Here is a 23,463-nt window from a genome sequence, read left to right as displayed (position 1 = left end):
CGCGTGCACGGGCGGCCCGGACAGGCCACCCGCTTCGTCTTCGTGGGGCAGGCCGCGCACGGCTTCGCGCGACAGGGTGGTGTTGGTGGCGATGATGCCGTCGATGCCGTGGCGTGGGATCAGGTCCGCGATGGCGTCAATTTCCTCGGAGCCCAGGTCGGGCGCGATCTTGACCGCCAGCGGCGTGCGCCGGCCATGGCGGTCGGCCAGGGCTTCGCGGCGTTCCTGCAGCGCGCCCAGCAGCGCGTCCAGCGCATCGTGGCTTTGCAGGCTGCGCAGATTGCGCGTATTGGGCGAGGAGATATTGACCGTGACGTAGTCTGCGTGGGGATATACGCCGTCCAGGCACAGCAGGTAGTCATCCACGGCGCGCTCGATCGGCGTGTCGGCGTTCTTGCCGATGTTCAGCCCCAGGATGCCGCCCTGCTTGCGCCACTGGCTGCGTTGCACATTGGCGACGAAGGCATCCAGGCCATCGTTGTTGAAGCCCATGCGATTGATCAGGCAGTGCGCGCGCGGCAGGCGGAACATGCGCGGTTTTGGATTGCCGGGCTGGGCGCGTGGGGTCACGGTGCCGACCTCGATGAAGCCGAACCCCAGGGCGGCCAGGCCGTCGATGCAGGCACCGTTCTTGTCCAGGCCAGCAGCCAGTCCGACGGGATTGCGCAGCGGCAGGCCCATGACGGTGCGCGGCAGGATCGGCTGGCGTGCGGCCAGCAGGCGTGTTGCGGCGCATCCCTGGCTGCGCTGCAGCGCGCGCAAGGTCCATTCGTGGGCCTGTTCGGGGTCCATGGAAAACAGAGCGGCACGTGCCAGCGGATAGGCTTGGAACAGCAGAGACATGGGCTGGGAACGGATCGGTTGGGTGGAGAACGTGTGCGCTGGCCCGGATTCAGTTGTCGTCCAGCGATTCGGCCCAGATGCCGCCGCGCAGGATCTGATGTGGCCTGAAGCGCGATTTGTAGGCCATTTTACGGCTTCCCTCGATCCAGTAACCCAGATACAGCCAGGGCAGGCCCAATTGGGCAGCGTAGTCCAGTTGCCAGAGAATGCCATAGGTGCCCAGGCTGCTGCGCCAGTCGGGATCGTAGAAGGTATAGACGGCCGACAGGCCGTGGTCGATGCGATCCATGATGGCCACCATGCGCAGCACGTCATCCGCATCGCGGAATTCGGCCAGTTCGGAGTGCACGCGGCTGGTCAGCAGGAACTGGGTGTACTGGGCCTGGTCGTCCTGGTCCATCCCGGCGCCCGGGTGGCGTTTTTTCTGGTAGCGCAGGTACAGGTCGAAATGCCGGGCGTCCCAGTGCAGCGGTGCCAGCCGGGTCGTCAGACTGGATTGCAGGCGGCGCCAGAGCTTGCCCTGGGTACGGTCACGCTGAAAATGCTGGACATCGATGCGAATGGGAACACAGGCCTGGCATTGCTCGCAGGCGGGCCGGTAGGTGAACAGGCCACTGCGGCGAAAACCCTGTTCGATCAGGCGCGCGTAGGCGGATTCATCCACCAGGTGGGACGGCGCCGCGACCTCGGAACGTGCCATGTGGCCGGGCAGGTAGCTGCATGGGTAAGTCGCGGTGGTATAGAACTGCAGGCGGCGGAAAATGGAATCGTCGGGATTGCTCATGAAGCGGGCCGAAGTGGCGATCGTTTCATTGTGGCATCAGTGGCGCCGGAAGGCCAGCCGGCAGCGGTTCCAGGCGGCCGTCGGCGCGCAGGCGTCCGCATCCCCAGGCTGGGGCCGCAGCATCGCGGCTGCTGGCCAGCATGGCCAGGAACGTGGGCCGTTCCACGGGCCGTGCTCCCAGGCTGGCCAGATGCGGGGTGTCCTGCTGACAGTCGATCCAGGCTGCGCCGCGTGCCTGCAAGTGGCGTACCAGATAGGCCAGGGCGATCTTGCTGGTGTCGGCGGCCAGGCTGAACATGGACTCCCCGAAAAAACACTGCCCCAGACTGACCCCGTACAGTCCGCCCGCCAGGCGGTCGCCAATCCAGGTTTCGACACTGTGCGCATGACCCATGCGATGCCAGGCGGTGTAGACGGCCATGATGTCTGGCGTGATCCAGGTGCCGTCCCGGCCCAGGGCCGGGACGGGTGTGCGCCAATCCTGCCCGGCCCGCGCAGCGCCCAGGCCGATGCGCGTGGCGCCGCGTTGCGCGCAGTGCGCGATCACGGCGGGAAAGGCCTGGTTCAGCGTGACGCGCAGGATGGGGCCTGGCCCGGCATCGTCGGCCCGATCGAACTGCCGGACCCGTTTGGCCAGCGAACGACCGAGGTGAAAGTCTTCGCAGCGCAGCAGCATGCGCGGGTCCGGACTCCACCACAACACGGGCTCGCCAGGGCTGTACCAGGGAAACAAGCCCTTGCGGTAGGCCTCATGCAGCCGGGAGGGCGACAGATCCAGCCCCGCTGCCGCCAGACCGCTGGCGGGCACTGGTGCATGGGCCGGGTCGGGCAGGGGGTCGTGAGCGTCGATCCAGATGATCGTCATGGCAGCGTTGCGGTGCCAGCGCGCATTTCGTCCGTCAGTCCGGGAAACGCAGGTCGATGGCGTAGTGGTGGGTAGGGAAGCAGCCCTGGGCGCGGTCCTGCAGATAATGTTCCAGTGTCGTGCTGACGGTACGGAAGGCCAGTTCGCGCCAGGGGATCTCGTCCAGGCTGAAGAACGCGGCTTCCAGGGTTTCGGGCCCGGGCGCCAGGTGCGGCCCCAGGACGTCGGCCAGGTAGTACAGGTGGACCTGGTTGACCGAAGGCACGTCGATCACCGTGAACAGGGAGCGGATCCGGATGCGCGCGCCGGATTCTTCCTGGTTTTCGCGTGCGGCACCCTGCTCGGTGGTTTCGCCCAGTTCCATGAAGCCGGCCGGCAGCGTCCATTTGCCATGACGTGGCTCGATGGCGCGGCGGCACAGCAACACCCGATCGTCCAGGATCGGCACCACCCCGACCACATTGCGCGGGTTCTGGTAGTGGACCGCCCCGCAATGGGTGCACAGGTCCCGGATGCGGTTGTCGTCCGGCGGAATTTCCCGGCTGAGCGCGTGGCCGCACTGTGAGCAGAACCGCTGGGAGCGAGGGGCAGGGTGGTAGAAGGCAGGGTCGGGCGAGGTCATGGGGGGATTTTAGCGTGCGTCCGGTCCTGAGAGCCCCCCCTGCGGCACAGGTTTCTGTATGACCGGCAGCACCCGCCTGGCGAACTGCGGCGCTATGGTCGGCGCACGAAGCCCAGTGTGGTTTCCACGGCATCCGCAGCCAGCAGGCCCAGCGGCGCTGCTGGGGCAGGGGTGGCATCGGCAGCGCCGTCCAGGCGCACGACCAAGCCGGCAGGGTCGGGGTTTTCCAGCCAGTCATCCAGCGGTCGGCCATCGACCCTGCGCAGCGCGTCGAGGGTCGGGGCCAGATCGCGGTCCGTCACCAGGCCGGCCCCCTGGCCTGCCTGGGTATACAGGCGGCCTTCGGTATCCAGCCACCAGTGCGTCACGGGGCCATAGTCGTTGCCTGTGTGGGTGCGCAGCATCGGGCCACCCTGCGCATCGGTGTCCAGGCTCAGGATCCAGGGGGCACCGTCCAGGCGCACGTAGACGCGTTGCGGACCGTTCTGGAAGAACCAGCGGCCCGCCGCGTCGGCCAGGTAGTTGCGGCCGATGAAAGCCACGATCTGCGGGCTGGTGATGGGATCGCCGGGCTCCTCGTCCTGTGCGCCCCAGCCTCGCCCATGGGGCTGCAGGCGCCACTGGCCGCGCACCGACAAGGACAGCCAGCCATACGCCGCCGGTACGTTTGGCCAGCGGGCCATGGAGGCCAGAACTTGATCGTCCATATTGTGGGCCTTGGGGGTAGATATGAAAAAGGACCTACGCCAAAAACGTAAGTCCTTGATTTCATTTGGAGGCGCAAGCCGGAATCGAACCGACGTACACGGATTTGCAATCCGCTGCATCACCACTCTGCCATTGCGCCGATGATGTCGGACGGCCAGGCGCTGCCAGGCCAAGTCCGCCATTATACGGCATTTTCCATCAACGCATCTCGAACGCTTCCCGGTGCACCAGGACATCCTTCAGCCCCAGGGATCGCAGGCCGGATTCCAGGTGGCGAGCCAAGCCTGCCGGGCCACAGAACCACACGTCCATCGTATCGCTGGACTGGGGGTGTTGGCGCCGCAGCAGGTCGGCGTCCAGGCGCTGGCCCTTGCTGGCGTCGTGGACGTGCAGGCGGATCCTGGGCAACGTGGCGCACAGCGTCTGCAGGCGTTCAATGAATGGGTCGTGCGCTGCGTCGCGGATGCAGTAGTGCAGGTCGGCCTGCGGCGCCCGTTCCGGGTGGTCCTGGAACGATTCCAGCCAGGCCAGGAACGGCGTGACGCCGATGCCACCCGCCACCCAGGCCTGGCGGGCTCCGCCGCGCCGATGGTCGAATCGGCCATAGGGGCCTTCGATCCACACAGGCTGGCCCGGGCGCAGGCGCTGGGCCAGTCCATTCGTGTAATCGCCCAGCGCCTTGATCTGGAAGCACAGGCGTCGCGTCCGGGGCTGGTCGGCGCTGGCGATCGTGAAGGGGTGGGCGCCTTCAGCGGCATCGAAGGTGACGAAGGCGAACTGGCCGGCGCGGTGGCCGGGCCAGCCGGCGTCCATGGCGCATTCCACTTCGGTGACCCCCGATGGCAGTGCGCGCACGGATTCGATCCGGCCCGCATGCCGGCGGTGAACCCCGATGCGTCGGCGCAGGGCCATGCCTGCCGCCACGCTGCCGCCCAGCATCAGCACCCCCATGATCAGGCCCAGGGGCTGGACCCACCAGGTGGCCGGGGTCAGGACGACGGTATGGAACACCAGGGCCAGATACAGGATGGGCATCGCGCGGTGCAGGAGCCGCCAGGACTTGTACGGAAAGGCTTTCCACAACGTGATCAGCAGCGAGACAATGAGCGCGTAGATCATCCATTCGCCGACATCCTTGCCCAGGCTATGAAAGGGCTGCAGGAAATCCAGCGCCGGGAACTTGGCCGGCTTGTGGATGGCGGCACCGATCAGGTCTTTCATGATGCTCTTGCTCAGTTTGACGAGCCAGTGCGCCACGCCCAGGCTGATGGCCAGGATGCCGGCCCACTTGTGCAGGTGGTAGACACGATCCATGCCGCCCAGGGCCGGTTCCAGCCAGGCGGGGCGGGTGGCCAGGATCATGGTCAGGGACATCAGCCCCATCGACCAGATGCCGGTCAAATAGATGCCCTGGGTGCGGGCGACCCAGGGGGTGTCCCCCGCGATGGGGTTCAGGAAGAAAGCGTCCCAGGTCCATGCCAGGGTCAGGAGGCCAAGGAATGCGAGCAGAATGCGCCGGGTTTTCATGCAAAGTCCATCATGTTCGGGGCCGAATGAATCGGCAATGGGATCAGTATGGACGGCGGCGTCTGAATTGTTCGTGAAGCGGATGTTCATGTGGTGTTCATGTTTGCACACGTGGCGCACCCGGGGATCTGCCCAGGCCGATGGTTGGCACGCATCCGTATTTGGCGGGCGGACAGTGCGTAGGCCGGCAGGATTCCCCGGGTTGTTAAGATGCACTTTTCATTGATTACCGGACCGTTCCATGGGGACTTTGCTGCCTTTCATCACCGGGACCATCTGGCTGTACGTGCTGGGGCGTTTCGTCTGGCCCCTGCCGTGCGGGCTGGGCGTTCGAGCCGCCCTGGCGCTGGTGCTGTTTCTGGTGGCCCAATACCACTGGTTCACCAGCCGTTTCTTTGGTTCGCTGGCCTCTCCGGAACTGCCTCAGGGCGTGCTCGTCTTCCTGGGCTGGGCTTTTGGCGCGTTTCTGCTGCTGGCGATGCTGGTGCTGCTGCGCGATGTGGCGGGTGGGCTGATATTCCTGTTTGCCCGGGGTGCAGGCCGGGCCATCCTGGGGGGGCGTGTGCTGCACGTCTCATTGGGTGTGCTGGCCTTGGTCCTGGCGGCCATCGGCACCTGGCAGGCGATCCGGGTGCCTGATGTCAAGACTGTCGAAATCAGGATTCCGGGTCTGCCGCCCGCCTTTGATGGCTACCGCATCGCGCAGCTGACCGATCTGCACGCCAGTCGCCTGCTGCCGGCCTCCTGGATGGCGGCCGTGGTGGCCAAGACCAATGCCCTGGGCGCGGATCTGATCGTGATCACGGGCGATCTGGCGGACGGTTCCCCCGAGGCCCGTGCAGCCGATGTGCGTCCTTTGCATGATCTGCAGGCGCCCGACGGCGTGCTGGCCATCCCGGGGAATCATGAATACTACGCGGATTACCAGCGCTGGATGCTCGCCTATCGGGCGCTCGGCTTGGACATGCTGGAAAACGCCCACATGCTCATCCGGCGCGGCGATGCGGTGCTGGCGTTGGCCGGCATCACGGACCGTCAGGCCGGGCCGTTCGGTCAGCTGCGCCCCGATCTGGACGCGGCCCTGCAGGGCGTGGCGCCCGGGGTGCCCGTGATCCTGTTGGCGCATCGGCCTGAAGGGGCCGTGCGCCACGCCCAGGCTGGCGTGGCGTTGCAGTTGTCCGGCCACACGCATGGCGGACAGATCCTGGGGCCGCATCTGCTGACGCAATGGGCCAACGAGGGCTTTGTCTCGGGCCTGTACCGGGTGGGCGCGATGCACTTGTACGTCAGCAATGGCACAGGCCTGTGGAACGGCCTGGCGATCCGCCTGGGGCGGCCGTCCGAGATCACCCGGATTGTGCTGCGGCCAGAGGTTCCTTAAGGTTTCTGGCCAGTCCCTGGTGCTGCATCGCGGCGCGCAGGGCCACCATGCCGATGCTGGTGATGAGCACGATGGCGATGCCCCACAGTACGCGGGGTGCCTGTTCGGCGGCCCCCGATCCGGTTCGCCAGGCATCCAGCAGGTCCACGACCTGGCCCAGGAAGGCGAACAAGCCAGGCTTCGTAGATGGAAACGCAGGCACTCAGGATGGCCAGCATGGCAAGCGGGCCCCGCGCTCCGCCGGGATTTTCATTATAATGAGTCCTCTCAAGGGGAGTAGCTCACTTTCTGCGGCATCGTCATGACGGCGTTTCGCGCTTGCGCGGACCACCCGGTGCCCAGGCGGCCCAGGGATCTTGAATGGATTCCTGCCGCGAGCAAGACCTTGCCGCCCAGGGCAAGGTTCGTCTTCCCGCCATGCAAATGGCTCGATCTTCCCGGCGGTCATTCCAAAAACTGACACTCCGCATCCGGGGGATCCATGCTTGAATTTTTCCAGACGCTTCATTGGGCTGCTGTTTTCCAGATCATCCTGATCGACATCCTGTTGGGTGGGGACAATGCCGTCGTCATTGCCCTGGCCTGCCGCAACCTGCCGCGCGCCCGGCGCATGCAGGGGATTCTGTGGGGGACTGCCGGGGCCATTCTGCTGCGGGTGGGGCTGATCGCCTTTGCCCTGACGTTGCTGGACATCCCCTTCCTGAAACTCGTCGGCGCGTTGCTGCTGCTGTGGATCGGTGCCAAGCTGCTGCTGCCCGATGAGGGCGGGCACGACAATATCGCCGGAGGCGCTTCGGTCCTGGCGGCGGTCAAGACGATCCTCGTGGCGGACTTTGTCATGAGCCTGGACAATGTCATTGCCATTGCCGGCGCGGCCCAGGGGGCCCATCTCGATCATCAGATCGGCCTGGTGATCTTTGGCCTGCTGGTCAGTGTGCCCGTCATCATCTGGGGCAGCACGCTGGTCCTGAAGCTGATCGACCGGTTTCCCCTGGTGGTCACGTTCGGGGCCGGATTGCTGGGCTGGATCGCGGGCGGCATGCTGGTGTCCGATGTGGTCGTCACGGATCGCCTGGGGCCGCCATCCACCGCCCTGAAGCTGGCTGTGGAAATCATCTGCGCCTTGCTGGTCGTGGCGCTGGGGCGTTGGCTTGCGGGTCGCAAGACGGCCAAGACAGCCGGCTGACAGGCTGGTTGCCGCCCGTCGCCGCCTGTCGGCCTATTGATCAGCGCACGGCCCGTGCGGCGGCGACGGTGGCGATGCCCAGCAGGGTCATGGCCAGGGAACCACCCACATGGAAGGCGACGGAGATCGCCATCCATCCGTAGCGGGCCTGTTGCAATAGGGTGGCCAGTTCGGCTGAGAACGTCGAAAAGGTCGTCAGCCCGCCGCAGAATCCCGTGATGATGAACAGCCGCCAGTGCGGGGGCAGGCCGGGGTGCCCACCCAGCCAGGCAATGGCCAGGCCAATGAGGTAGCCGCCGATCAGATTGGCGGCGAGGGTGCCGGGCGGCAGGGCAGGGCACAGGGCGTTGAGCGTATTGCCCAGCCACCAGCGAAAAATGGCACCCAGCGCGGCACCGGCAGCGATGGCAAATAGCGTGTAGGGCATGATTGCGGCTGATGTTAGCAGCGCTGTCTCCGGTTCGGCAAGGTAGTATTCAGCGGCGCCGCGTTACACTGACTGGGTCGTTTTTCCCGCATTCTGCAGAAGGAGTCCATCCATGCTCAAAGGAAAAAAAGCGGTTGTCACCGGATCCACCAGCGGCATCGGCCTGGCCATTGCCCGAGAACTGGCCCGCCAGGGCGCCGATGTGGTCATCAACGGCTTTGGCGAGGCCGCTGCCATCGAGCGCGAGCGGGCCGGGCTGGAAAAGGACTTCGGGGTCAAGGCGGTATACCTGAACGCCGATCTGATGGATGCGCAGGCCGCGCGTGATTTCATTGCGCAGTCGATCCAGGCGCTGGGCGGTGTCGATATCCTGGTGAACAATGCCGGCATTCAATACACCGCCCCGATCGAGGAATTTCCGCTCGACAAATGGAATGCCATCATTGCTCTGAACCTGTCGGCGGTGTTCCATTGCACCGCCGCCGCCCTGCCGGCAATGAAGCAGCAGAAATTCGGCCGGGTCATCAATATTGCCTCGGCGCACGGCCTGGTGGCCTCGGTTCACAAATCGGCCTATGTCGCTGCCAAGCACGGCGTGGTGGGTCTGACCAAGGTCACTGCGCTGGAAAACGCCGGTACGGGCGTGACCTGCAATGCCATCTGCCCGGGCTGGGTGCGCACTCCCCTGGTCGAAAAGCAGATCCAGGCGCTGGCCCAGCAAAAAGGCATCGATATCGAAGCCGCTGCCAAGGAATTGCTGGCTGAAAAACAGCCGTCCCTGGAATTCGTCACGCCTGCTCAACTGGGGCAGGCCGCTGTGTTTCTTGCCTCGGACGCGGCTGCGCAGATGACCGGCACGACCCTGTCCATCGATGGTGGTTGGACCGCCCGCTGAAACAGGAGATCGCCCCATGCTGATGGTTCTGTCGCCTGCCAAGAAACTGGACTACGATTCGCCGGTGCGCACGACGCTGCGGTCGCAGCCGGTCTTTCCCGAGCAGACACGTGAACTGGTCGGAATTCTGCGCACGCTGTCCGCGCACGACCTGGCGAGTCTGATGGGGCTGTCGGACGCTCTGGCGCGCTTGAATGCCGACCGTTACGCCGCCTGGGTGGATGCGCCTGACGCGCGTCATGCGCGCCAGGCGGTCCTGGCGTTCAATGGCGACGTCTACGAGGGCCTGCGCGCGTCGGAACTGTCTGATGCCCGGCTGAACTGGGCGCAGGACCATCTGGCCATTCTCAGCGGACTGTATGGCGTGTTGCGGCCGCTGGACCTGATCCAGCCGCACCGGCTGGAGATGGGCACGCGGTTGCGTACCGGCCGGGGCGCCACTCTGTACGCCTGGTGGGGCGACCGGATTGCACAGGAATTGAATCGGCGCCTGGACGCGCTGCCTGGCGAACGCATTCTGCTGAACCTGGCTTCGGGCGAATATTTCAAATCCGTGGATCGCAAGACGCTTGATGCGCGGGTGGTCGAATGTGTGTTCCAGGACGAAAAAAATGGTACCTGGAAGGTCATCAGCTTTCACGCCAAGCGGGCGCGCGGCCTGATGGCGCGGCATGTCATCGATCATGGCATCGATGCGATCGCCGGCTTGCGGGATTTTTCATCCGAAGGCTACGCCTACGCGCCGCAGGCATCCACCGCAGACCGGCTGGTATTCCGCCGCCCGGCTCAGGGATAACGAGAGTTGTCTGGCCGTGGGATGGCATGGCACGCTGTCTCCGTAATTATGAATTATTAATTTTAGAAGCCTGAACAGGAGCCTGCGATGGCGGCCAGGATTGTCCAGAAGATCCTCTACCAGGAAGTCGCGGATCGCTTGCGTGGCATGATCCAGGCCGGGGAATTACGGGCAGGGGAATGGATCGACGAGCCCCGCCTGACGGAATCCCTGGGCATTTCCCGCACACCGCTGCGCGAGGCGCTCAAGGTCCTGGTGTCCGAAGGCTTGCTGCGCATCGAGCCACGGCGGGGCTGCTTCGTCAATGAACTGTCCAGCCGCGATCTGGAACACATTTTTCCCCTGATGGCGATGCTCGAAGGCCGTTGCGCCTTCGAGGCGGCGCTCAAAGTCACCGATACCGACCTGCGTCGGCTCGAACCATTGCATCATGATCTGCGCCGCTATGCGGAACTGGGTTCGATCGACGAATACTACGCGGCCAATGCCCGGATTCACGTGGCCATCCAGGATCTGGCCGACAATCGCTGGCTGTCCGGCCTGATCGACAATTTGCGACAGGTGCTCAGCCTGTCGCGTCACCGCAGCCTCAGTTATCCCGGCCGGATCGATGAGTCCTGCGCCGAGCATCTGGCGATCTTTGCTGCCCTGAAGGCGCGTGACCCGGAAGGTGCCGAAGCCGTGACGCGCAAGCATTTGATGCGTCAGCTCGATGCCCTGCGCGCCCTGGCGCGCAGGGATGAACCCGCTGCGGATCCGTCTGTCCCCTCAGTCAGCCGGGACGCTGGAGGCATGGCATGAATATCGTTGATCCAAAGCGGGCCGCTCGATCCGTCAATATCGCAGAAACGCGTGAAGGGCGGGGCGCTGCCCTGGCAGCCGATCCTGGGGCGGTCCGTTCCGGCGGTCTGCTGGCGCGGCTGGGCCGTTGGCTGGAACGCGATCATCTGCCCGATCCGGCTGTGCTGCGCGCGCTCTACGAGGCGTCACTGACCGATGGCGGCGCCAACCAGCTGGCGCGCCACTGGGCGGAACGCTACCGGGCGGCCGATGCCGATGAACGCCGGTCCTTGCTGGCCTGCCTGGTGCGCGCTGGCGTGGACATCGAACCGCGCGGCGACCGGGGCATGCGCCTGTTTCGGCGTCTGTATGCGCAAAGCGACCGGCTGGAACTGATGGTGGAACTGCGCGCGGACATGCTGCGCTGGCGCAATCAGGTCGCTGGATTATCGGTTCTGGAACAGGAACTCGCCACGCTGCTGTCCAACTGGTTTGATGTCGGCATGCTGGAGCTGCGCCACATCAATTGGGATTCGCCGGCTTCGCTGCTGGAAAAGCTGATCCGCTACGAGGCCGTCCATGAGATTCGTTCCTGGGATGACATGCGCCGCCGCGTGGCGGCCGACCGTCGCTGCTACGCCTTCTTTCATCCGCGCATGAGTGACATCCCGCTGATTTTCGTGGAAGTCGCCTTCGACGGACAGATGGCCGCCAACGTGCAGCGCCTGATTGATCCATCGCGGCCAGTCGATGGGCTGGACAAGGCCCGCTGGGCGATCTTTTATTCGATCTCCAACACCCAGCGCGGCCTGCGTGGGATCAGTTTCGGCAATTTTCTGCTGAAGCGGGTGATCGAGGCACTGCTGGACGAATTGCCTCAGCTCAGATCCTTTGCCACCCTGTCGCCCATCCCCGGCTTCGCCGATTGGTTGGGCCGCAGGTCCGGTGATGAAATCCAGGCCCTGCTCAAGGACAAGGCCGAGCGCCAGGCAGTGGCAGAGGACGCAGCGGCGGGCGCCCACTGGCTGGAACGCTTGCGTGCCGCTGCGCAGGGCGAAGCACCGGACGCCGTGCGTCGCAGTGGGCTGCGGCTGGCGGCGCATTATCTGACGCAACTGCGCGATGGCGATCCGCTGGATCCGGTGGCGCGCTTCCATCTGGGCAACGGGGCGCGCATCGAGCGTCTGAACTGGGCGGCCGATGACTCGGCCCGGGGGCTGGAGCAGTCCTGCGGCATGATGGTCAACTATCTGTACGAACCCGAACAGCTGGACGAAAATCGGGTCCGCCTGGCGGCCGGCAAGCCGCGCGTATCCCGGGGGGTGCAATGGCTGTGAATCCTGGCTCGGCCACGGGGCGTGTTCACCTGCACGTCGATGGCGCGGTGGCGACCGTGACGCTCGATCACCCGGGGCGGTTGAACGCCATCACGGTCGCCATGTGGACTGAACTGGCGGAAATTTTCGGGCGCCTGTCGGCCGATGAACACCTGCGCTGCGTCGTGGTACGAGGTGCGGGCGGACATTTCGCGGCGGGTGCCGACATCCGCGAATTCCCCCAGGTGCGGGCCGATCAGGCGGGTGTCATGGCTTATCACAGGCAGGTCATTGCACCGGCCTTGCGGGCCGTGGGAGCCTGCATCCATCCGGTCGTGGCGGCGATCGAAGGGGTCTGCGTGGGGGGCGGACTGGAAATCGCCAGCCGCTGCGACCTGCGCCTGGCGGTTCGTGGTGCGCGGTTTGGCGCGCCCATCAATCGCCTGGGCTTTCCCATGGCACCTGATGAAATGCGCGGCTTGCTGGAACTGGCGGGCCGCGCCGTCACGCTGGAAATCCTGCTCGAAGGCCGGGTGTTCGATGCCGACGAAGCCCTGGCCAAGGGCCTGCTGACGCGGGTCGTGGCTGGCGAGGCGCTGGAGGCCGAACTGACTGCCACCGTGTCGCGATTGTGCGCGGGTGCCCCGCTGGCCGCGCGTTTGAACAAATCGACCGCTGCGCGTCTGACCGGCGACCCGGCGCCCTTGAGCGATGCCGAATGGCGGGCCTGTTTCGCCTATGCCGACGGCCCCGATCACCGGCAGGGCGTGCAGGCTTTTCTGCAGGGTACCGACCCTGTTTTCACAGGAGAATGACTTGGAACGCGATGCGAATCTCTACACCGTGCTGCGGGGCGGATTCCCGTCTGACTTGAGTGCCGTGGCGATCGAAACCCCCGAACGCACCTACAGCTGGGCGGATATCGATGCCATCAGTGGCCGCATGGCGGCGTTGCTGCGCTCGTTCGGCGCTCCGGCAGGCGCGCGCGTCGCTGTCCAGGTCGAAAAATCCCCCGAGGCCTTGATGCTGTATCTGGCGACGCTGCGCGCCGGTCTGGTGTATCTGCCGCTGAACACGGCCTATCGCGAGGCCGAAGTGGCTTATTTCCTGGGGGATGCCGAGCCTGCCGTGGTGGTCTGCGGGGATGGCGCGAAACACTGGTGCGAACCTCTGGCGCGCGCCAAAGGCGCGGCACAGGTGCTGACCCTGAATGCCGACGGCAGTGGGTCGCTGGCCGCAGCCGCCGCAGGCATGGACTCAGGGTTCGAAACCGTGCGCAGCGCCCCCGGGGATCTGGCGGCGATCCTGTACACATCAGGGACCACCGGGCGCAGCAAGGGCGCCATGCTGACGCACGCCAATCTGGCCGCCAATGCGCTGACTTTGCGGGATTTCTGGGGGTGGCGTGCGGATGATGTGCTGCTGCACATGTTGCCGATCTTTCATGTCCACGGCCTGTTTGTCGCGTCCCATGGGGCGTTGCTGGCGGGCGCTCGCATGATCTGGCTGCCGAAGCTGGACGTGGACCGGGCCCTGCAGGATCTGCCGCGCTGTACCGTGATGATGGGGGTGCCCACCTATTACGTTCGTCTGCTGGCCGATCCCCGTTTCACGCGTCAGACCTGCGCCAATATGCGGCTTTTCATCTCGGGCTCAGCGCCGCTGCTGGTGGACACATTCCGCGAGTTCCAGGACCGCACGGGCATGACCATCCTGGAACGCTACGGCATGAGCGAGACCGGCATGATCACATCCAACCCCTGGGACCCGGCGCGCGGCGAACGCATCCCCGGCACGGTGGGACCGGTGCTGCCTGGAGAGGCGGTGCGCGTGGTCGATGATGCCGACCAGCCTGTCGCGATTGGCGAGCCGGGTCATGTCCAGGTGCGAGGCCCCAATGTGTTCGCCGGCTACTGGCGCATGCCGGAAAAGACCCGCGAGGAATTCACGGCCGACGGCTGGTTCCGCACGGGCGACATCGGCGTGCTGGGCGGGCCGGGGATTCCCGATGACTATCTGAGTATCGTGGGCCGCAGCAAGGACCTGATCATCTCCGGGGGCTACAACGTCTATCCCAAGGAAATCGAGATGATCATCGATGCCATGCCCGGTGTCCAGGAGTCGGCCGTCATCGGTGTGCCGCACGCGGATTTCGGCGAGGCAGTGGTGGCCGTGCTGGTCCCGCGTCCTGGCGCATCCGTGGATCTGGCCGCCGTCCAGGCGGACCTGAAATCCGGCCTGGCCAATTTCAAGGTGCCGAAAAAAATACACATGATCGATGCGCTGCCGCGCAATGCCATGGGCAAGGTCCAGAAGAACGTGCTGCGGCAGCAGTACTCGGGCCTGGAATAAGAGAGGGCGTTCGATAGACTCCGTCGGGGTCATGGCCGCGCCCGGACCCGGGCCGGCACATTCTATAAAAATCATCAGGAGACAACCATGAAGCGACACATGTCATGCGTCATGCTGGGGCTGGCCCTGGCGGCTGGGGCGGGGACTGCCCTGGCGCAAACCACTTTGCGGGCCTCGCACCAGTTTCCGGGCGGACAGGGCGATCCGCGCGACGAAATGGTGCAGATCATCGCCCGCGAGGTCGAGGCGGCCGATGTCGGGCTGAAGATCCAGGTCTTTCCTGGCTCTTCTCTGTACAAGGCCACCGAACAATGGGGTGCGCTTACACGCGGGCAACTGGACATGGCGGCGTTCCCCCTGGACTACGCTTCTGGCCGGGTGCCGCAGTTTTCCGCCACCCTGATGCCGGGGCTGGTGCGCAATTACGATCATGCCCAGCGCCTGAACCAGTCCAACTTCATGAAGGACATCAAGGCGCTGATCGAGCAGCAGGGGGCCGTGGTCATCGCGGACGCCTGGCTGGCGGGCGGGTTTGCTTCCAAGAAGCATTGCATCACCGGGCCCGATACGATCAAGGGGCAGGTCATTCGGGCTGCCGGCCCGGCTTTCGAGCAGATGCTGGCTGCAGCGGGCGCATCGATTTCGTCCATGCCCTCGTCCGAGGTCTATTCGGCCATGCAGACGGGCGTGCTGGATGCCGCCAACACTTCCAATGACAGCTTCGTGTCCTATCGCCTGTACGAACAGGCCAAGTGCCTGACCGCGCCGGGCGACAACGCGCTGTGGTTCATGTACGAGCCGGTGCTGATGTCCAAGAAGGTCTTCGACGGTCTGGAGCCCAGGCAGCGCGAGGCCATTCTGGCCGCAGCGAAAAAAGCCGAGGATTATTTCATCGGCGAGGCGCGCAAGGGCGAACAGAAGATGCGCGATGTCTATGCCAAGGCCGGGGTCGAAGTCGTGACCATGACGCCAGAGGACTATCAGGCCTGGATGTCGGTGGCCAAGCATTCCTCGTATCGCTTGTTTGCCGAGAAAGTGAAGGGCGGCAACGAACTGCTGAGAAAGGCGCTGGCCGTCCAGTAATGGCCAGGACAGGCTGCCACCGCAGGTTGGTGGCAGCCTGCGCGGATGCGCCCGGGTGATGCGCCCGGCATCCTCTTTCCACTGCGACACACAAGGAGGTCGCATGAGTCGAGTCTTTATGCGCTGGGTGGAACGCCTGACGCGCATCTGCGGGGTGCTGTCGGCCCTGCTGCTGGGGTTTGCGATGCTGGTGGTCTGCCAGATGATCCTGATCCGCTATGTGTTCCGTGCGGCTACGATCTGGCAGACCGAGGCCGTGGTGTTCGGTGCCACAGCGGCCATTTTCCTGGGCGCGCCCTATGTGCTCATGACCAAGGGGCATGTCGGTGTGGATTTCATTCAGATGCTGGTGGGCGACCGGACCCGCCGCCGGATGGACCGCGCTGGGGCCTGGCTGGGCCTGGCGTTCTGCGTCCTGATGACTGCGGCGACCGGACTGCACCTGTTCGAGGCGCTGGAAGGCGGCTGGACCACCCCCAGCGTCGCTGCGGTGCCGCTGTGGATGCCGTTGACGCCCGTCGTGTTCGGCTTTGTCCTGCTGAGTCTGCAGTATGTCGTCGAAATCATGAAACTGTCGGGAGAGCCGTCATGACGCCCACCCTCGCAGGGATCTGTATCGTGCTGGCCCTGTGCCTGATGCTGGCCACCGGCATGCCCATCGCCTTTGCGCTGGGCCTGGCTGCCGTGGGCGGCCTGTTTCTGGACATGGGGCCGGACGTGATCTATGTGCTGGCCGAGACCATGTTTTCCGGGATTGCCAACCTGGGTTACGTCGCCATTCCCATGTTCGTGCTGATGGGGGCCATCGTGGCCGGCACTCCGGCGGGCGGTGACTTGTACAAGGCCCTGGACCGCTGGCTGCACAAAGTGCCCGGTGGCCTGGTCCTGTCGAACATCGGCGCTTGTGCGATTTTTTCCGGCATGACCGGCTCCAGTCCGGCCACCTGCGCGGCGATCGGCAAGATGGGCATCCCGGAAATGCTCGGGCGGGGCTATCCGGCCTCGGTGGCTACCGGATCGATCGCGGCGGGCGGGACGCTGGGCATTCTGATTCCGCCCTCGGTCACCATGATCGTCTATGGCATTTCGACGCAGACCTCGATCGGCCGGCTGTTCCTGGCCGGCGTGCTGCCTGGGCTGCTGCTGACCGCCATGTTCATGGCCTGGGCCCTGTACGATGCCCGCCGTCAGGGGTTTCGCTTTGGCGCTGGGACCCAGGACTATTCCTGGCGTGATCGGCTGGCTGCCTTGCCCAAGGTGCTGCCCCTGTTGCTGATCATCCTGGGGATGCTGTTCGTGCTGTACGGTGGCGTGGCCACCCCGTCCGAGGCCGCTGGCGCCGGCGCGTTGCTGACGCTGGTGGTGGTTGTGCTGATCTACCGGCTGAGCCGCCTGAAAACCTATACCGATGTGTTCGGCGCCGCCATGCGCGAGAGCGTCATGATCATGATGATCATGGCATCGGCCGAACTGTTCGCCTTCGCGCTGTCTTCCCTGTTCATCACCCAGACCCTGGCTGCTGCGATCGCCGCGCTGGAGATCAATCGCTGGCTGCTGATGGGCCTGATCAACGTGTTCCTGCTGGTGGCGGGGATGTTCCTGCCGCCGGTGGCCATCATCGTCATGGCCGCGCCGCTGCTGCTGCCCATCATCACCGAGGCGGGCTTCGACCCCTATTGGTTCGCCGTGGTGCTGACGATCAATATGGAGATCGGCCTGATCACCCCGCCGGTAGGACTGAATCTGTTTGTCCTGAACGCTATCGCGCCAGACGTGCCCACGCAGGCCATTCTCAAGGGGGCACTGCCCTATGTGCTGGTGATGATGGCGGCCATCGTGCTGTTGTGCCTGTTCCCGGGGATTGTTACCTGGCTGCCCGATCTGGTCATGGGTGCGCCGGTTTGACAGGCGCGCTCAGCGCCTGCATTTCTTCGTCGATGCGCTGCGCGGCCTTGATCATCTGGCGCAGGGGGTAGGCGATGGTCGCGTAGTCGCCCTCGGTTTCGATGACGTTGGGTGGCGTGGCAGGCCGCCCTTCCAGGGCGTCCTGGGTGGCCGCCAGGGCTTGCAGTATGCCTTCGGGTTCGTGGTCGATCTGTGCCAGGTGCGGGATCACGGCGGCAATCTGCGAGGCCAGTGTGTGGCTCTGGATCAGCAGGCGATTCAGTTCGGGGACGTGGCGCTGGCGGCTGACGGGCTCGTCCATCATGCGGTAGAACGCCGAGGCGAAGTTGCTGAAGGCAATGTGCACGTCCTTGCGGGCCAGCCGCCAGCGGACATGGGCTTCTTCGGTTTCGGGGGCTTCGGCTGCGCCCGCTGCCCGCGCGGTGCGGCAGGCGTGGACGTAGTCCTGGCCGGCTTGCAGGAAGGCCTGGTTGGCGGCGCGCAGTGCCCGGGCCAGTTCGCTCAGGGTGTTGCGTTCCCAGGAAGGCAGGATGTAGCTGCAGGTCAGCGCCAGGATGCTGCCGATCGCGGTGTCTGCCAGGCGTTCGCCCACGACGGCATTGGACCCCGGCGCCAGGAAATGGAACACCAGCAGGACGAACAGGGTATTGAACATGGCCGACAGGGTGTAATTGACCTGGACCAGGCTGTAGCCCAGCACGCTGCTGGCCACCAGGATGAACAGAAAGAGCTGGGGATTTTCCACCAGGCTGAACAGCAGCAGCGACAGCCCGCAGCCAATCAGCGTGCCTGCCAGGCGTTTGCCATTGCGCTGGCGGGTCAGGGCGAAGCCCGGTTTCATGATGATCAGCACGGTCAGGATGATCCAGTAGCCATGGCCTGCCATGCCTGGGTCCAGTGCGTTGACCAGTGGGGCATGGGCCAGCCCGGCGCCCACTACCATCGCCAGCAGCGCTGCAACCGCCACGCGCAAGGCGTAGCGGAAATGCGCGGAGCGGCGGTTCAGATTGCGCGTCAGCAGGTCCACGCGCCATTTCTGCCGCGTCAGGAACCGGTTCAGCGTCTGGTTCGCGCGCTGCGGGTCGGTCTGCGGTGGCACCGGGTTGATTGAATGGTCTGCCATGCGGTCGACCTGGCGGGTCATGTTGCGCAGCCGGCGTAGCACCTGGACCAGCAGCGCGTAGAGTTCCGGATCGGACTGCGGCATACCGTGCTCGCGCAATTGCTGCAATTCGAATTCCAGGGCGCGCAGTTCGGCCTTGACGCTGTTGCGGACGCGGTGGCGGCGGTTGCGCGCGACGTTCAGGGCCAGGCTGTCCACATTGGCCGCGAGCTTGCGCATGGCGTCGCGCACGAACAACAGGATGTCGCTGTCGGGCAGTGCGTGTCGCAGGGTGGCGTAATCCGTGTGGGTAGCGACCATGCTGTCGAGCAGGTTGATCATGTCGACGAACAGATTGAGCAGTCCTTGGCGCAGCCGATCGGCATGGGTGGCATCCCCGTGCGGCAGTTCGCGCAGCACCATGTCGCGGGCGGCCTGATGGGCCTCGGTCATCAGGGCCTGGCGGTGGATCAGCGTGCGGTAGCTGTCGTCCAGATCCTGCTGGATGTCGTAGAAACAGGCACGTGCGGCGATATAGTCAGCAGTGGCGAACAGCGCCACGGACAGGGCTTGCTGTTCCTCTCGATGCCACAGCAGTCGGTGGACAGCTGTGCTGTAGAGCAGGTAGAAGGCCCCCCCCAGGAACGAGGTCAAGGTGTGTTGCAGCACGTCGGCGGGCGTCAGTGGCGTGCGCAGGGTCAGCGTCATGATCAGCAGGCAGGCAAAGCCCAGCAGCCCGCCGTGCTTGCCATAGACCGTCAGCATCGAGAAGCCGAAGCACAGCACAGGCACGATCAGCCAGATGGCCAGGACATAGCTGGAGGCCAACCCGGTCAGGGCCGTGGTGGCGGACCCCAGGCACAGGGCGGCGAACATGCCGTTCAGGCCGTAGCGCCGGGGGCCGCCAGGCTGGTCCAGGATGGCCACGCAGGCAGCACCCACCGCAGCTACGAAACCAGCGGTGTGCCAGCCGAAGACGCCCGACAGCACCAGGGCAGGCAGCAGCACACCCGCAGCCTGGCGCAGTCCACCATGGAAATAGTGGCTGTAGAAGAAACGCTGCAGGTGTGAAGTGGACAAGATCATGCGGCCGGCATCCAGTGGCAGGTATGCGGAAGTATAGAAAACACCTGGCCGGAGTATCTAGTTACTCCGGCAGGCAAGGGCAGGTCATGAGACCGATATCCGGGAAAGCCCGGATTTCGTATGCTGTGGTCATGCGGATTTCCCGCTTGATAAGGCCAATTCCACCATGACCCAATCTTCTTCTCGAAAAGCCCTGTCCGTGCTGATATCCAGCACGTTCGCGTTTACGATCTGTTTTGCCGTCTGGATGATGTTCGCCGTGCTGGGCCTGCCCATCAAGACCCAGCTCGGCCTGTCCGAAACCCAGTTCGGCCTGTTGGCGGCCATGCCGGTCCTGTCCGGTTCGCTGGTGCGGGTGCCCCTGGGCATCTGGACCGACCGTTACGGCGGGCGCATCGTGTTCTTCATGACCATGATCGTGGCCGTGGTGCCGATCTGGCTCATGTCCTATGCCACTCAGTACTGGCAGTTCCTGGTCCTGGCGTTGTTCGTCGGCCTGGTAGGGGGCACGTTTTCCGTGGGAACGCCGTATGTGGCCCGCTGGTTCAAGCGCGATCGGCAAGGGTTCGCCATGGGCGTGTTCGGTGCCGGCAATACGGGAGCGGCCCTGACCAAATTCGTGGCGCCGGCCCTGATCGTGGCTGCCGGCGGCGCCTGGACCATCGTGCCGCAGGTGTATTCCATCGGTCTGCTGGTCACAGCGTGTCTGTTCTGGCTGTTCAGCGCCACAGATCCTTCCCACCTGCAGGCGGCGTCCAGCGGGGGCTTCCGGGCCCAGATCAAGCTGCTGCGCGACCCCCGGGTCTGGCGCTACAGCCAGTACTACTCGGTCGTGTTCGGCGGCTATGTCGGCTTGGCGCTCTGGATGGTGCACTACTATGTCGATGAATACGGCTTCAGCATCAGCACGGCTGCCTTCCTTGCCGCCTGCTTTTCCCTGCCGGGCGGGGTGCTGCGCGCCCTGGGCGGGTGGATCTCCGATCGCTTTGGTGCCTACCGCACGACCTGGTGGGTGATGTGGATAGCCTGGGTGGCGTTCTTCATCCTCAGCTACCCGAAGACCGACTTCACGATCCAGACCACTTCCGGGCCGCTGTCCTTCCATCTGGCGCTCAGCCCCACGGTATTCACCATCCTGATGTTCGTCGTAGGGTTTGCGATGGCGATCGGCAAGGCGTCCGTGTTCAAGTTCATCTCCAATGACTATGACGGCAACATCGGTGCGGTATCCGGTATCGTGGGTCTGGCTGGCGGCCTGGGCGGCTTCATCCTGCCGATCATGTTCGGCGCGCTGCTCGATTTCACAGGCATCAATTCCAGCTGCTTCATGCTGATGTACGGCACGGTCTGCGTCTCCCTGATCTGGATGCACTACAGCTTCCGTGGCGAAGCACAGCGTGAACGCCAGTCCGGGACGCCGCAGCAACTGGCTGCCGACGCCGCCTGATCCGGGTTTTGCAAGGGGAACGGCCGTGCATGATATCCAGCGACTTCTGGGCGGTTTCAAGGAATTTCGCCAGCGCTACTATCAGGACCATCCTGCGCTGTACCAGGATTTATGCACCGGCCAGCGTCCCGCCACCCTGGTGATCTCCTGCTGCGATTCCAGGATGGACCCAGCCCTGATGCTGGGGTGCGAACCCGGCGAACTGTTCGTCGTGCGCAATGTCGCCAATCTCGTGCCGCCTTATGGCCGGGGCGACAGCCACCAAGGGGTGCTGGCGGCGATCCAGTTCGCCGTTGAGCAACTGGCCGTCGAACGCATCATCATCCTCGGGCACAGCCAGTGCGGCGGCATTCGGGCCCTGATGGCCCAGTCCTTCACGACCCAGGACGAAGCGGGGGTGGTCGGGCGTTGGGTTTCGGTGGCCGAACCGGCTCGGCGCGAGGTCATGGCACGCATGCCGGGTGCACCTTTCGAGATGTGTTGCCGTGCGTGCGAAAAGGCTGCGATCAAGGTCTCGCTGCGCAATCTCGAAAGCTTTGCCTGCGTGCGCCAACGGCGCGAACAGGGCCGCCTGTCGCTGCATGGCTGGCATTTCGACATGGCCCGTGGCGAACTCGAAGCCTACTCGCCGCAGGCGGACGCCTTCCTGCCCCTGTGTCTGTCCGAACCGGGTTTCGAACCCCACCTGCATCTGCCGGCCACAGTCGATGGCGGGGCCGATCCGGCGGCGGCCGTTATACTGGCCTGACGCGCCGTGCGCCGATTGCCAGTTCCGTGTTCCTGGCTACGTGCCGACAGTCTTCCCGTTTTGCATGGACTACCCGAATCCCCCTTACCTGGACACGCCGGCCTTTCGCTATCGTCTCTCGACGCGCATCATTGCGACCACGGCGGTCGTGCTGGTCATCGTGCTGGGCATGATCGGCTGGACCTTGTGGCTGTCCTGGCAACTTGAAGGCGCCGGCGCAGCGATCAACGATGCCGGCAGTCTGCGGATGCGCGCCAATCAGGTCGTCATTGCCCTGTTGCGCGACGCGACGGGGCGCGCCGGGATTTCCCCGGCGCCTGGCGTGAACCCGGATCGCGCCGTCGTGCTCAGCCCACCGGCCCTGGACGACCTGCTCTCTACCCAGACGAGGATCCTGGGCCTTATCCGCGATGGGGATGCGGCCCGACCCCTGGCCTTGCCGCACGATCCCCGGATCCGGGCGCAGATGGAACAAGTCACGATGCTCTGGCAGGACCATCTGGTGCCTGCTGCCCGGGCGGTGCGCTCGGGCGAATCGGTGCGTGTCTATCTGGATCTGTTGCCGGATTTCGTGGCCCAGGCCGACCGTCTGGTGCGCATGATCGAAGACGACAGCGCCCGCAAGACCAGCCGCCTGCGTTTTTCGCAGGCCATGTTGATTGCCATGGCCTGCGCCGGGACATTGGCCCTGGTCTATCTGCTGTACTTGTGGATCATCCACCCGGTGCGCCGCCTGCAGGACGGCCTGCAGCGGATGGCGCAGCGGGAATTCGGCGTGCGGCTGCCCGTGGACCGGCTCGATGAATTCGGCGTGCTGGCGCGTGGATTCAACCGCATGGCCGACGAACTGCAGGGGCTCTACAGCGACCTGGAAGCCCGGGTGGCTGAAAAAACTGCCCAGCTCGGCAGCCAGAATGCAGTCCTGTCCGCGCTCTACGACATGGCGGCCTTTCTGAACCGGCCCAACGACATCGAAGCCGTCTGCCGGGGGTTCCTGGACCGGGTGATCCAGCGCTTTGGCGCGGATGGTGCGGCGATCCGGCTGCATGGGCCTCAGGGCGATCGGGCGCGTATTTCCATGACGGCGGGACCAGAGGACACCAGGCGCTTTCCCGAATCGGCCGCGTTCCGGGTGCACACCCAGGAGGACGTGCTGGGCGAATTCACGCTGTATTTCCGCGAGCCGCATCCTCTGGGGGCAGAGCAGATCCACCTGCTGGAAACCCTGGGGCTGCACCTGGGGGTGGCGGTCCAGAACCGGCGCCTGAGCGGCCAGGCACGCCAGCTGGCCATGGAACAAGAACGCAATCTGGTCGCGCAGGGGCTGCACGACAGCATTGCCCAGGGCCTGAATTTCCTCAATCTGCAATTGCAGCTGCTGGACCGCGCGGCCGGCCGGGCCGACCTGGACGAGATCCGCGAGATCGTGCCGCTGTTGCGCACTGGGGTGGACGAAAGCTACCAGGACGTGCGCGAACTGCTGAACAATTTCCGTACCCAGTTGGGTGAAGGCGGGCTGCTCGATGCCGCCGAAGAGGCCGTGGCGCGGTTCCGCCGCCAGACGGGGATCGAGGTCTCCTTGCGTTCCGACGGACTGACGGGGGGGGCGC

At 64.9% G+C, this 23,463-nt stretch carries 23 protein-coding genes and 1 tRNA gene; 14 read left to right on the top strand and 10 right to left on the bottom strand.

Annotated features, from left to right (window positions below):
* The 7 genes from pyrD to RBR29_RS04165 form a co-directional block, all read right to left on the bottom strand.
* The coding region (gene pyrD, locus RBR29_RS04195; RefSeq protein WP_320347560.1) for a dihydroorotate dehydrogenase (quinone) at window positions 1-843 on the bottom strand (843 nt) is incomplete at its 3' end.
* Between the two features lie 49 nt (window positions 844-892).
* Window positions 893-1,627 carry an arginyltransferase gene (locus RBR29_RS04190; RefSeq protein ID WP_320347558.1) on the bottom strand — a complete coding sequence of 245 codons (735 nt, stop codon included), beginning with the start codon at window positions 1,625-1,627 and terminating at the stop codon, window positions 893-895.
* A gap of 25 nt (window positions 1,628-1,652) precedes the next feature.
* Window positions 1,653-2,492 (bottom strand): leucyl/phenylalanyl-tRNA--protein transferase, encoded by an 840-nt coding sequence (gene aat, locus RBR29_RS04185; protein ID WP_320347556.1) that lies wholly within the window; start codon window positions 2,490-2,492, stop codon window positions 1,653-1,655.
* Between the two features lie 34 nt (window positions 2,493-2,526).
* Complete coding sequence (locus RBR29_RS04180; protein ID WP_320347554.1) at window positions 2,527-3,114, bottom strand: NUDIX hydrolase; 588 nt, start codon at window positions 3,112-3,114, stop codon at window positions 2,527-2,529.
* Between the two features lie 92 nt (window positions 3,115-3,206).
* Entirely contained in the window at window positions 3,207-3,821 is a 615-nt protein-coding gene (locus RBR29_RS04175) for a DUF2946 family protein (protein WP_320347552.1), read from the bottom strand.
* Between the two features lie 66 nt (window positions 3,822-3,887).
* Window positions 3,888-3,961, bottom strand: a tRNA-Cys gene (locus tag RBR29_RS04170).
* A 59-nt stretch (window positions 3,962-4,020) separates the two neighbouring features.
* On the bottom strand, window positions 4,021-5,439 hold the full coding sequence (locus RBR29_RS04165; RefSeq protein ID WP_320347550.1) for a ferric reductase-like transmembrane domain-containing protein: 1,419 nt from the start codon (window positions 5,437-5,439) through the stop codon (window positions 4,021-4,023).
* A gap of 151 nt (window positions 5,440-5,590) precedes the next feature.
* On the opposite strand from RBR29_RS04165, the gene RBR29_RS04160 reads away from it, so the two are divergent.
* Window positions 5,591-6,730 carry a metallophosphoesterase gene (locus RBR29_RS04160; RefSeq protein WP_320347547.1) on the top strand — a complete coding sequence of 380 codons (1,140 nt, stop codon included), beginning with the start codon at window positions 5,591-5,593 and terminating at the stop codon, window positions 6,728-6,730.
* On the opposite strand, the gene RBR29_RS04155 is transcribed toward RBR29_RS04160, so the two are convergent.
* A complete protein-coding gene (locus RBR29_RS04155; protein ID WP_320347545.1) occupies window positions 6,696-6,902 on the bottom strand; it encodes a hypothetical protein in 207 nt (68 codons plus the stop codon). The two genes, RBR29_RS04160 and RBR29_RS04155, sit on opposite strands and share 35 nt — an antisense overlap.
* A gap of 309 nt (window positions 6,903-7,211) precedes the next feature.
* Between RBR29_RS04155 and RBR29_RS04150 the strand changes: the two genes are divergently transcribed.
* Window positions 7,212-7,916: a TerC family protein gene (locus RBR29_RS04150; protein WP_320347542.1), complete on the top strand. Its 705-nt coding sequence runs from the start codon at window positions 7,212-7,214 to the stop codon at window positions 7,914-7,916.
* Window positions 7,917-7,956: 40 nt separating this feature from the next.
* Here RBR29_RS04150 and crcB read toward each other — a convergent pair whose 3' ends face one another.
* The gene (gene crcB, locus RBR29_RS04145) at window positions 7,957-8,343 is read right to left on the bottom strand and encodes a fluoride efflux transporter CrcB (protein WP_320347540.1); all 387 of its coding nucleotides are present in this window, start codon (window positions 8,341-8,343) and stop codon (window positions 7,957-7,959) included.
* Window positions 8,344-8,455: 112 nt separating this feature from the next.
* Here crcB and RBR29_RS04140 point away from each other — a divergent pair, with 112 nt between their 5' ends.
* The 9 genes from RBR29_RS04140 (at window position 8,456) to RBR29_RS04100 (ending at window position 17,470) form a co-directional block, all read left to right on the top strand.
* Window positions 8,456-9,238, top strand: coding sequence for a 3-hydroxybutyrate dehydrogenase (locus RBR29_RS04140; RefSeq protein ID WP_320347538.1), 783 nt, complete (start codon window positions 8,456-8,458; stop codon window positions 9,236-9,238).
* A gap of 16 nt (window positions 9,239-9,254) precedes the next feature.
* Window positions 9,255-10,034 (top strand): peroxide stress protein YaaA, encoded by a 780-nt coding sequence (yaaA, locus tag RBR29_RS04135; protein ID WP_320347535.1) that lies wholly within the window; start codon window positions 9,255-9,257, stop codon window positions 10,032-10,034.
* Window positions 10,035-10,121: 87 nt separating this feature from the next.
* Window positions 10,122-10,835 carry a GntR family transcriptional regulator gene (locus RBR29_RS04130; RefSeq protein WP_320347533.1) on the top strand — a complete coding sequence of 238 codons (714 nt, stop codon included), beginning with the start codon at window positions 10,122-10,124 and terminating at the stop codon, window positions 10,833-10,835.
* On the top strand, window positions 10,832-12,151 hold the full coding sequence (locus RBR29_RS04125) for a malonyl-CoA decarboxylase family protein (protein ID WP_320347531.1): 1,320 nt from the start codon (window positions 10,832-10,834) through the stop codon (window positions 12,149-12,151). Before RBR29_RS04130 ends, RBR29_RS04125 begins: the two co-directional genes overlap by 4 nt.
* Entirely contained in the window at window positions 12,142-12,945 is an 804-nt protein-coding gene (locus RBR29_RS04120; RefSeq protein ID WP_320347528.1) for an enoyl-CoA hydratase-related protein, read from the top strand. The genes RBR29_RS04125 and RBR29_RS04120 overlap by 10 nt, the downstream gene beginning before the upstream one ends.
* Before the next feature lies 1 nt (window position 12,946).
* Entirely contained in the window at window positions 12,947-14,482 is a 1,536-nt protein-coding gene (locus RBR29_RS04115) for a malonyl-CoA synthase (protein WP_320347526.1), read from the top strand.
* Between the two features lie 87 nt (window positions 14,483-14,569).
* On the top strand, window positions 14,570-15,565 hold the full coding sequence (gene dctP, locus RBR29_RS04110; protein WP_320347524.1) for a TRAP transporter substrate-binding protein DctP: 996 nt from the start codon (window positions 14,570-14,572) through the stop codon (window positions 15,563-15,565).
* A 103-nt stretch (window positions 15,566-15,668) separates the two neighbouring features.
* Entirely contained in the window at window positions 15,669-16,157 is a 489-nt protein-coding gene (locus RBR29_RS04105; protein WP_320347522.1) for a TRAP transporter small permease, read from the top strand.
* Complete coding sequence (locus RBR29_RS04100) at window positions 16,154-17,470, top strand: TRAP transporter large permease (protein WP_320347520.1); 1,317 nt, start codon at window positions 16,154-16,156, stop codon at window positions 17,468-17,470. The genes RBR29_RS04105 and RBR29_RS04100 overlap by 4 nt, the downstream gene beginning before the upstream one ends.
* Here the strand turns inward: RBR29_RS04100 and RBR29_RS04095 are convergent.
* Window positions 17,451-19,658, bottom strand: coding sequence for an FUSC family membrane protein (locus RBR29_RS04095; protein ID WP_320347517.1), 2,208 nt, complete (start codon window positions 19,656-19,658; stop codon window positions 17,451-17,453). The genes RBR29_RS04100 and RBR29_RS04095 overlap by 20 nt on opposite strands.
* 166 nt (window positions 19,659-19,824) lie before the next feature.
* On the opposite strand from RBR29_RS04095, the gene RBR29_RS04090 reads away from it, so the two are divergent.
* The 3 genes from RBR29_RS04090 to RBR29_RS04080 all read left to right on the top strand — a co-directional run.
* Window positions 19,825-21,105, top strand: a complete 1,281-nt coding sequence (locus tag RBR29_RS04090; protein WP_320347515.1) for a nitrate/nitrite transporter — start codon at window positions 19,825-19,827, stop codon at window positions 21,103-21,105.
* Between the two features lie 25 nt (window positions 21,106-21,130).
* The gene (locus RBR29_RS04085) at window positions 21,131-21,853 is read left to right on the top strand and encodes a carbonic anhydrase (protein ID WP_320347513.1); all 723 of its coding nucleotides are present in this window, start codon (window positions 21,131-21,133) and stop codon (window positions 21,851-21,853) included.
* Between the two features lie 64 nt (window positions 21,854-21,917).
* The coding region (locus tag RBR29_RS04080; RefSeq protein WP_320347511.1) for a type IV pili methyl-accepting chemotaxis transducer N-terminal domain-containing protein at window positions 21,918-23,463 on the top strand (1,546 nt) is incomplete at its 3' end.

This window comes from Castellaniella sp. (genome assembly GCF_034007085.1).
GTDB lineage: Bacteria > Pseudomonadota > Gammaproteobacteria > Burkholderiales > Burkholderiaceae_B > Castellaniella.
This window is presented reverse-complemented; position numbering and strand designations above follow the sequence as displayed.

Bases quoted from the DNA above. Each gene is read 5' to 3' on its own strand.
- RBR29_RS04190 (WP_320347558.1), bottom strand. From the start codon at position 1,627: ATGAGCAATCCCGACGATTCCATTTTCCGCCGCCTGCAGTTCTATACC.
- aat (WP_320347556.1), bottom strand. From the start codon at position 2,492: ATGACGATCATCTGGATCGACGCTCACGACCCCCTGCCCGACCCGGCC.
- RBR29_RS04180 (WP_320347554.1), bottom strand. From the start codon at position 3,114: ATGACCTCGCCCGACCCTGCCTTCTACCACCCTGCCCCTCGCTCCCAG.
- RBR29_RS04175 (WP_320347552.1), bottom strand. From the start codon at position 3,821: ATGGACGATCAAGTTCTGGCCTCCATGGCCCGCTGGCCAAACGTACCG.
- RBR29_RS04165 (WP_320347550.1), bottom strand. From the start codon at position 5,439: ATGAACATCCGCTTCACGAACAATTCAGACGCCGCCGTCCATACTGAT.
- RBR29_RS04160 (WP_320347547.1), top strand. From the start codon at position 5,591: ATGGGGACTTTGCTGCCTTTCATCACCGGGACCATCTGGCTGTACGTG.
- RBR29_RS04150 (WP_320347542.1), top strand. From the start codon at position 7,212: ATGCTTGAATTTTTCCAGACGCTTCATTGGGCTGCTGTTTTCCAGATC.
- crcB (WP_320347540.1), bottom strand. From the start codon at position 8,343: ATGCCCTACACGCTATTTGCCATCGCTGCCGGTGCCGCGCTGGGTGCC.
- RBR29_RS04140 (WP_320347538.1), top strand. From the start codon at position 8,456: ATGCTCAAAGGAAAAAAAGCGGTTGTCACCGGATCCACCAGCGGCATC.
- yaaA (WP_320347535.1), top strand. From the start codon at position 9,255: ATGCTGATGGTTCTGTCGCCTGCCAAGAAACTGGACTACGATTCGCCG.
- RBR29_RS04130 (WP_320347533.1), top strand. From the start codon at position 10,122: ATGGCGGCCAGGATTGTCCAGAAGATCCTCTACCAGGAAGTCGCGGAT.
- RBR29_RS04125 (WP_320347531.1), top strand. From the start codon at position 10,832: ATGAATATCGTTGATCCAAAGCGGGCCGCTCGATCCGTCAATATCGCA.
- RBR29_RS04120 (WP_320347528.1), top strand. From the start codon at position 12,142: ATGGCTGTGAATCCTGGCTCGGCCACGGGGCGTGTTCACCTGCACGTC.
- dctP (WP_320347524.1), top strand. From the start codon at position 14,570: ATGAAGCGACACATGTCATGCGTCATGCTGGGGCTGGCCCTGGCGGCT.
- RBR29_RS04105 (WP_320347522.1), top strand. From the start codon at position 15,669: ATGAGTCGAGTCTTTATGCGCTGGGTGGAACGCCTGACGCGCATCTGC.
- RBR29_RS04100 (WP_320347520.1), top strand. From the start codon at position 16,154: ATGACGCCCACCCTCGCAGGGATCTGTATCGTGCTGGCCCTGTGCCTG.
- RBR29_RS04095 (WP_320347517.1), bottom strand. From the start codon at position 19,658: ATGATCTTGTCCACTTCACACCTGCAGCGTTTCTTCTACAGCCACTAT.
- RBR29_RS04090 (WP_320347515.1), top strand. From the start codon at position 19,825: ATGACCCAATCTTCTTCTCGAAAAGCCCTGTCCGTGCTGATATCCAGC.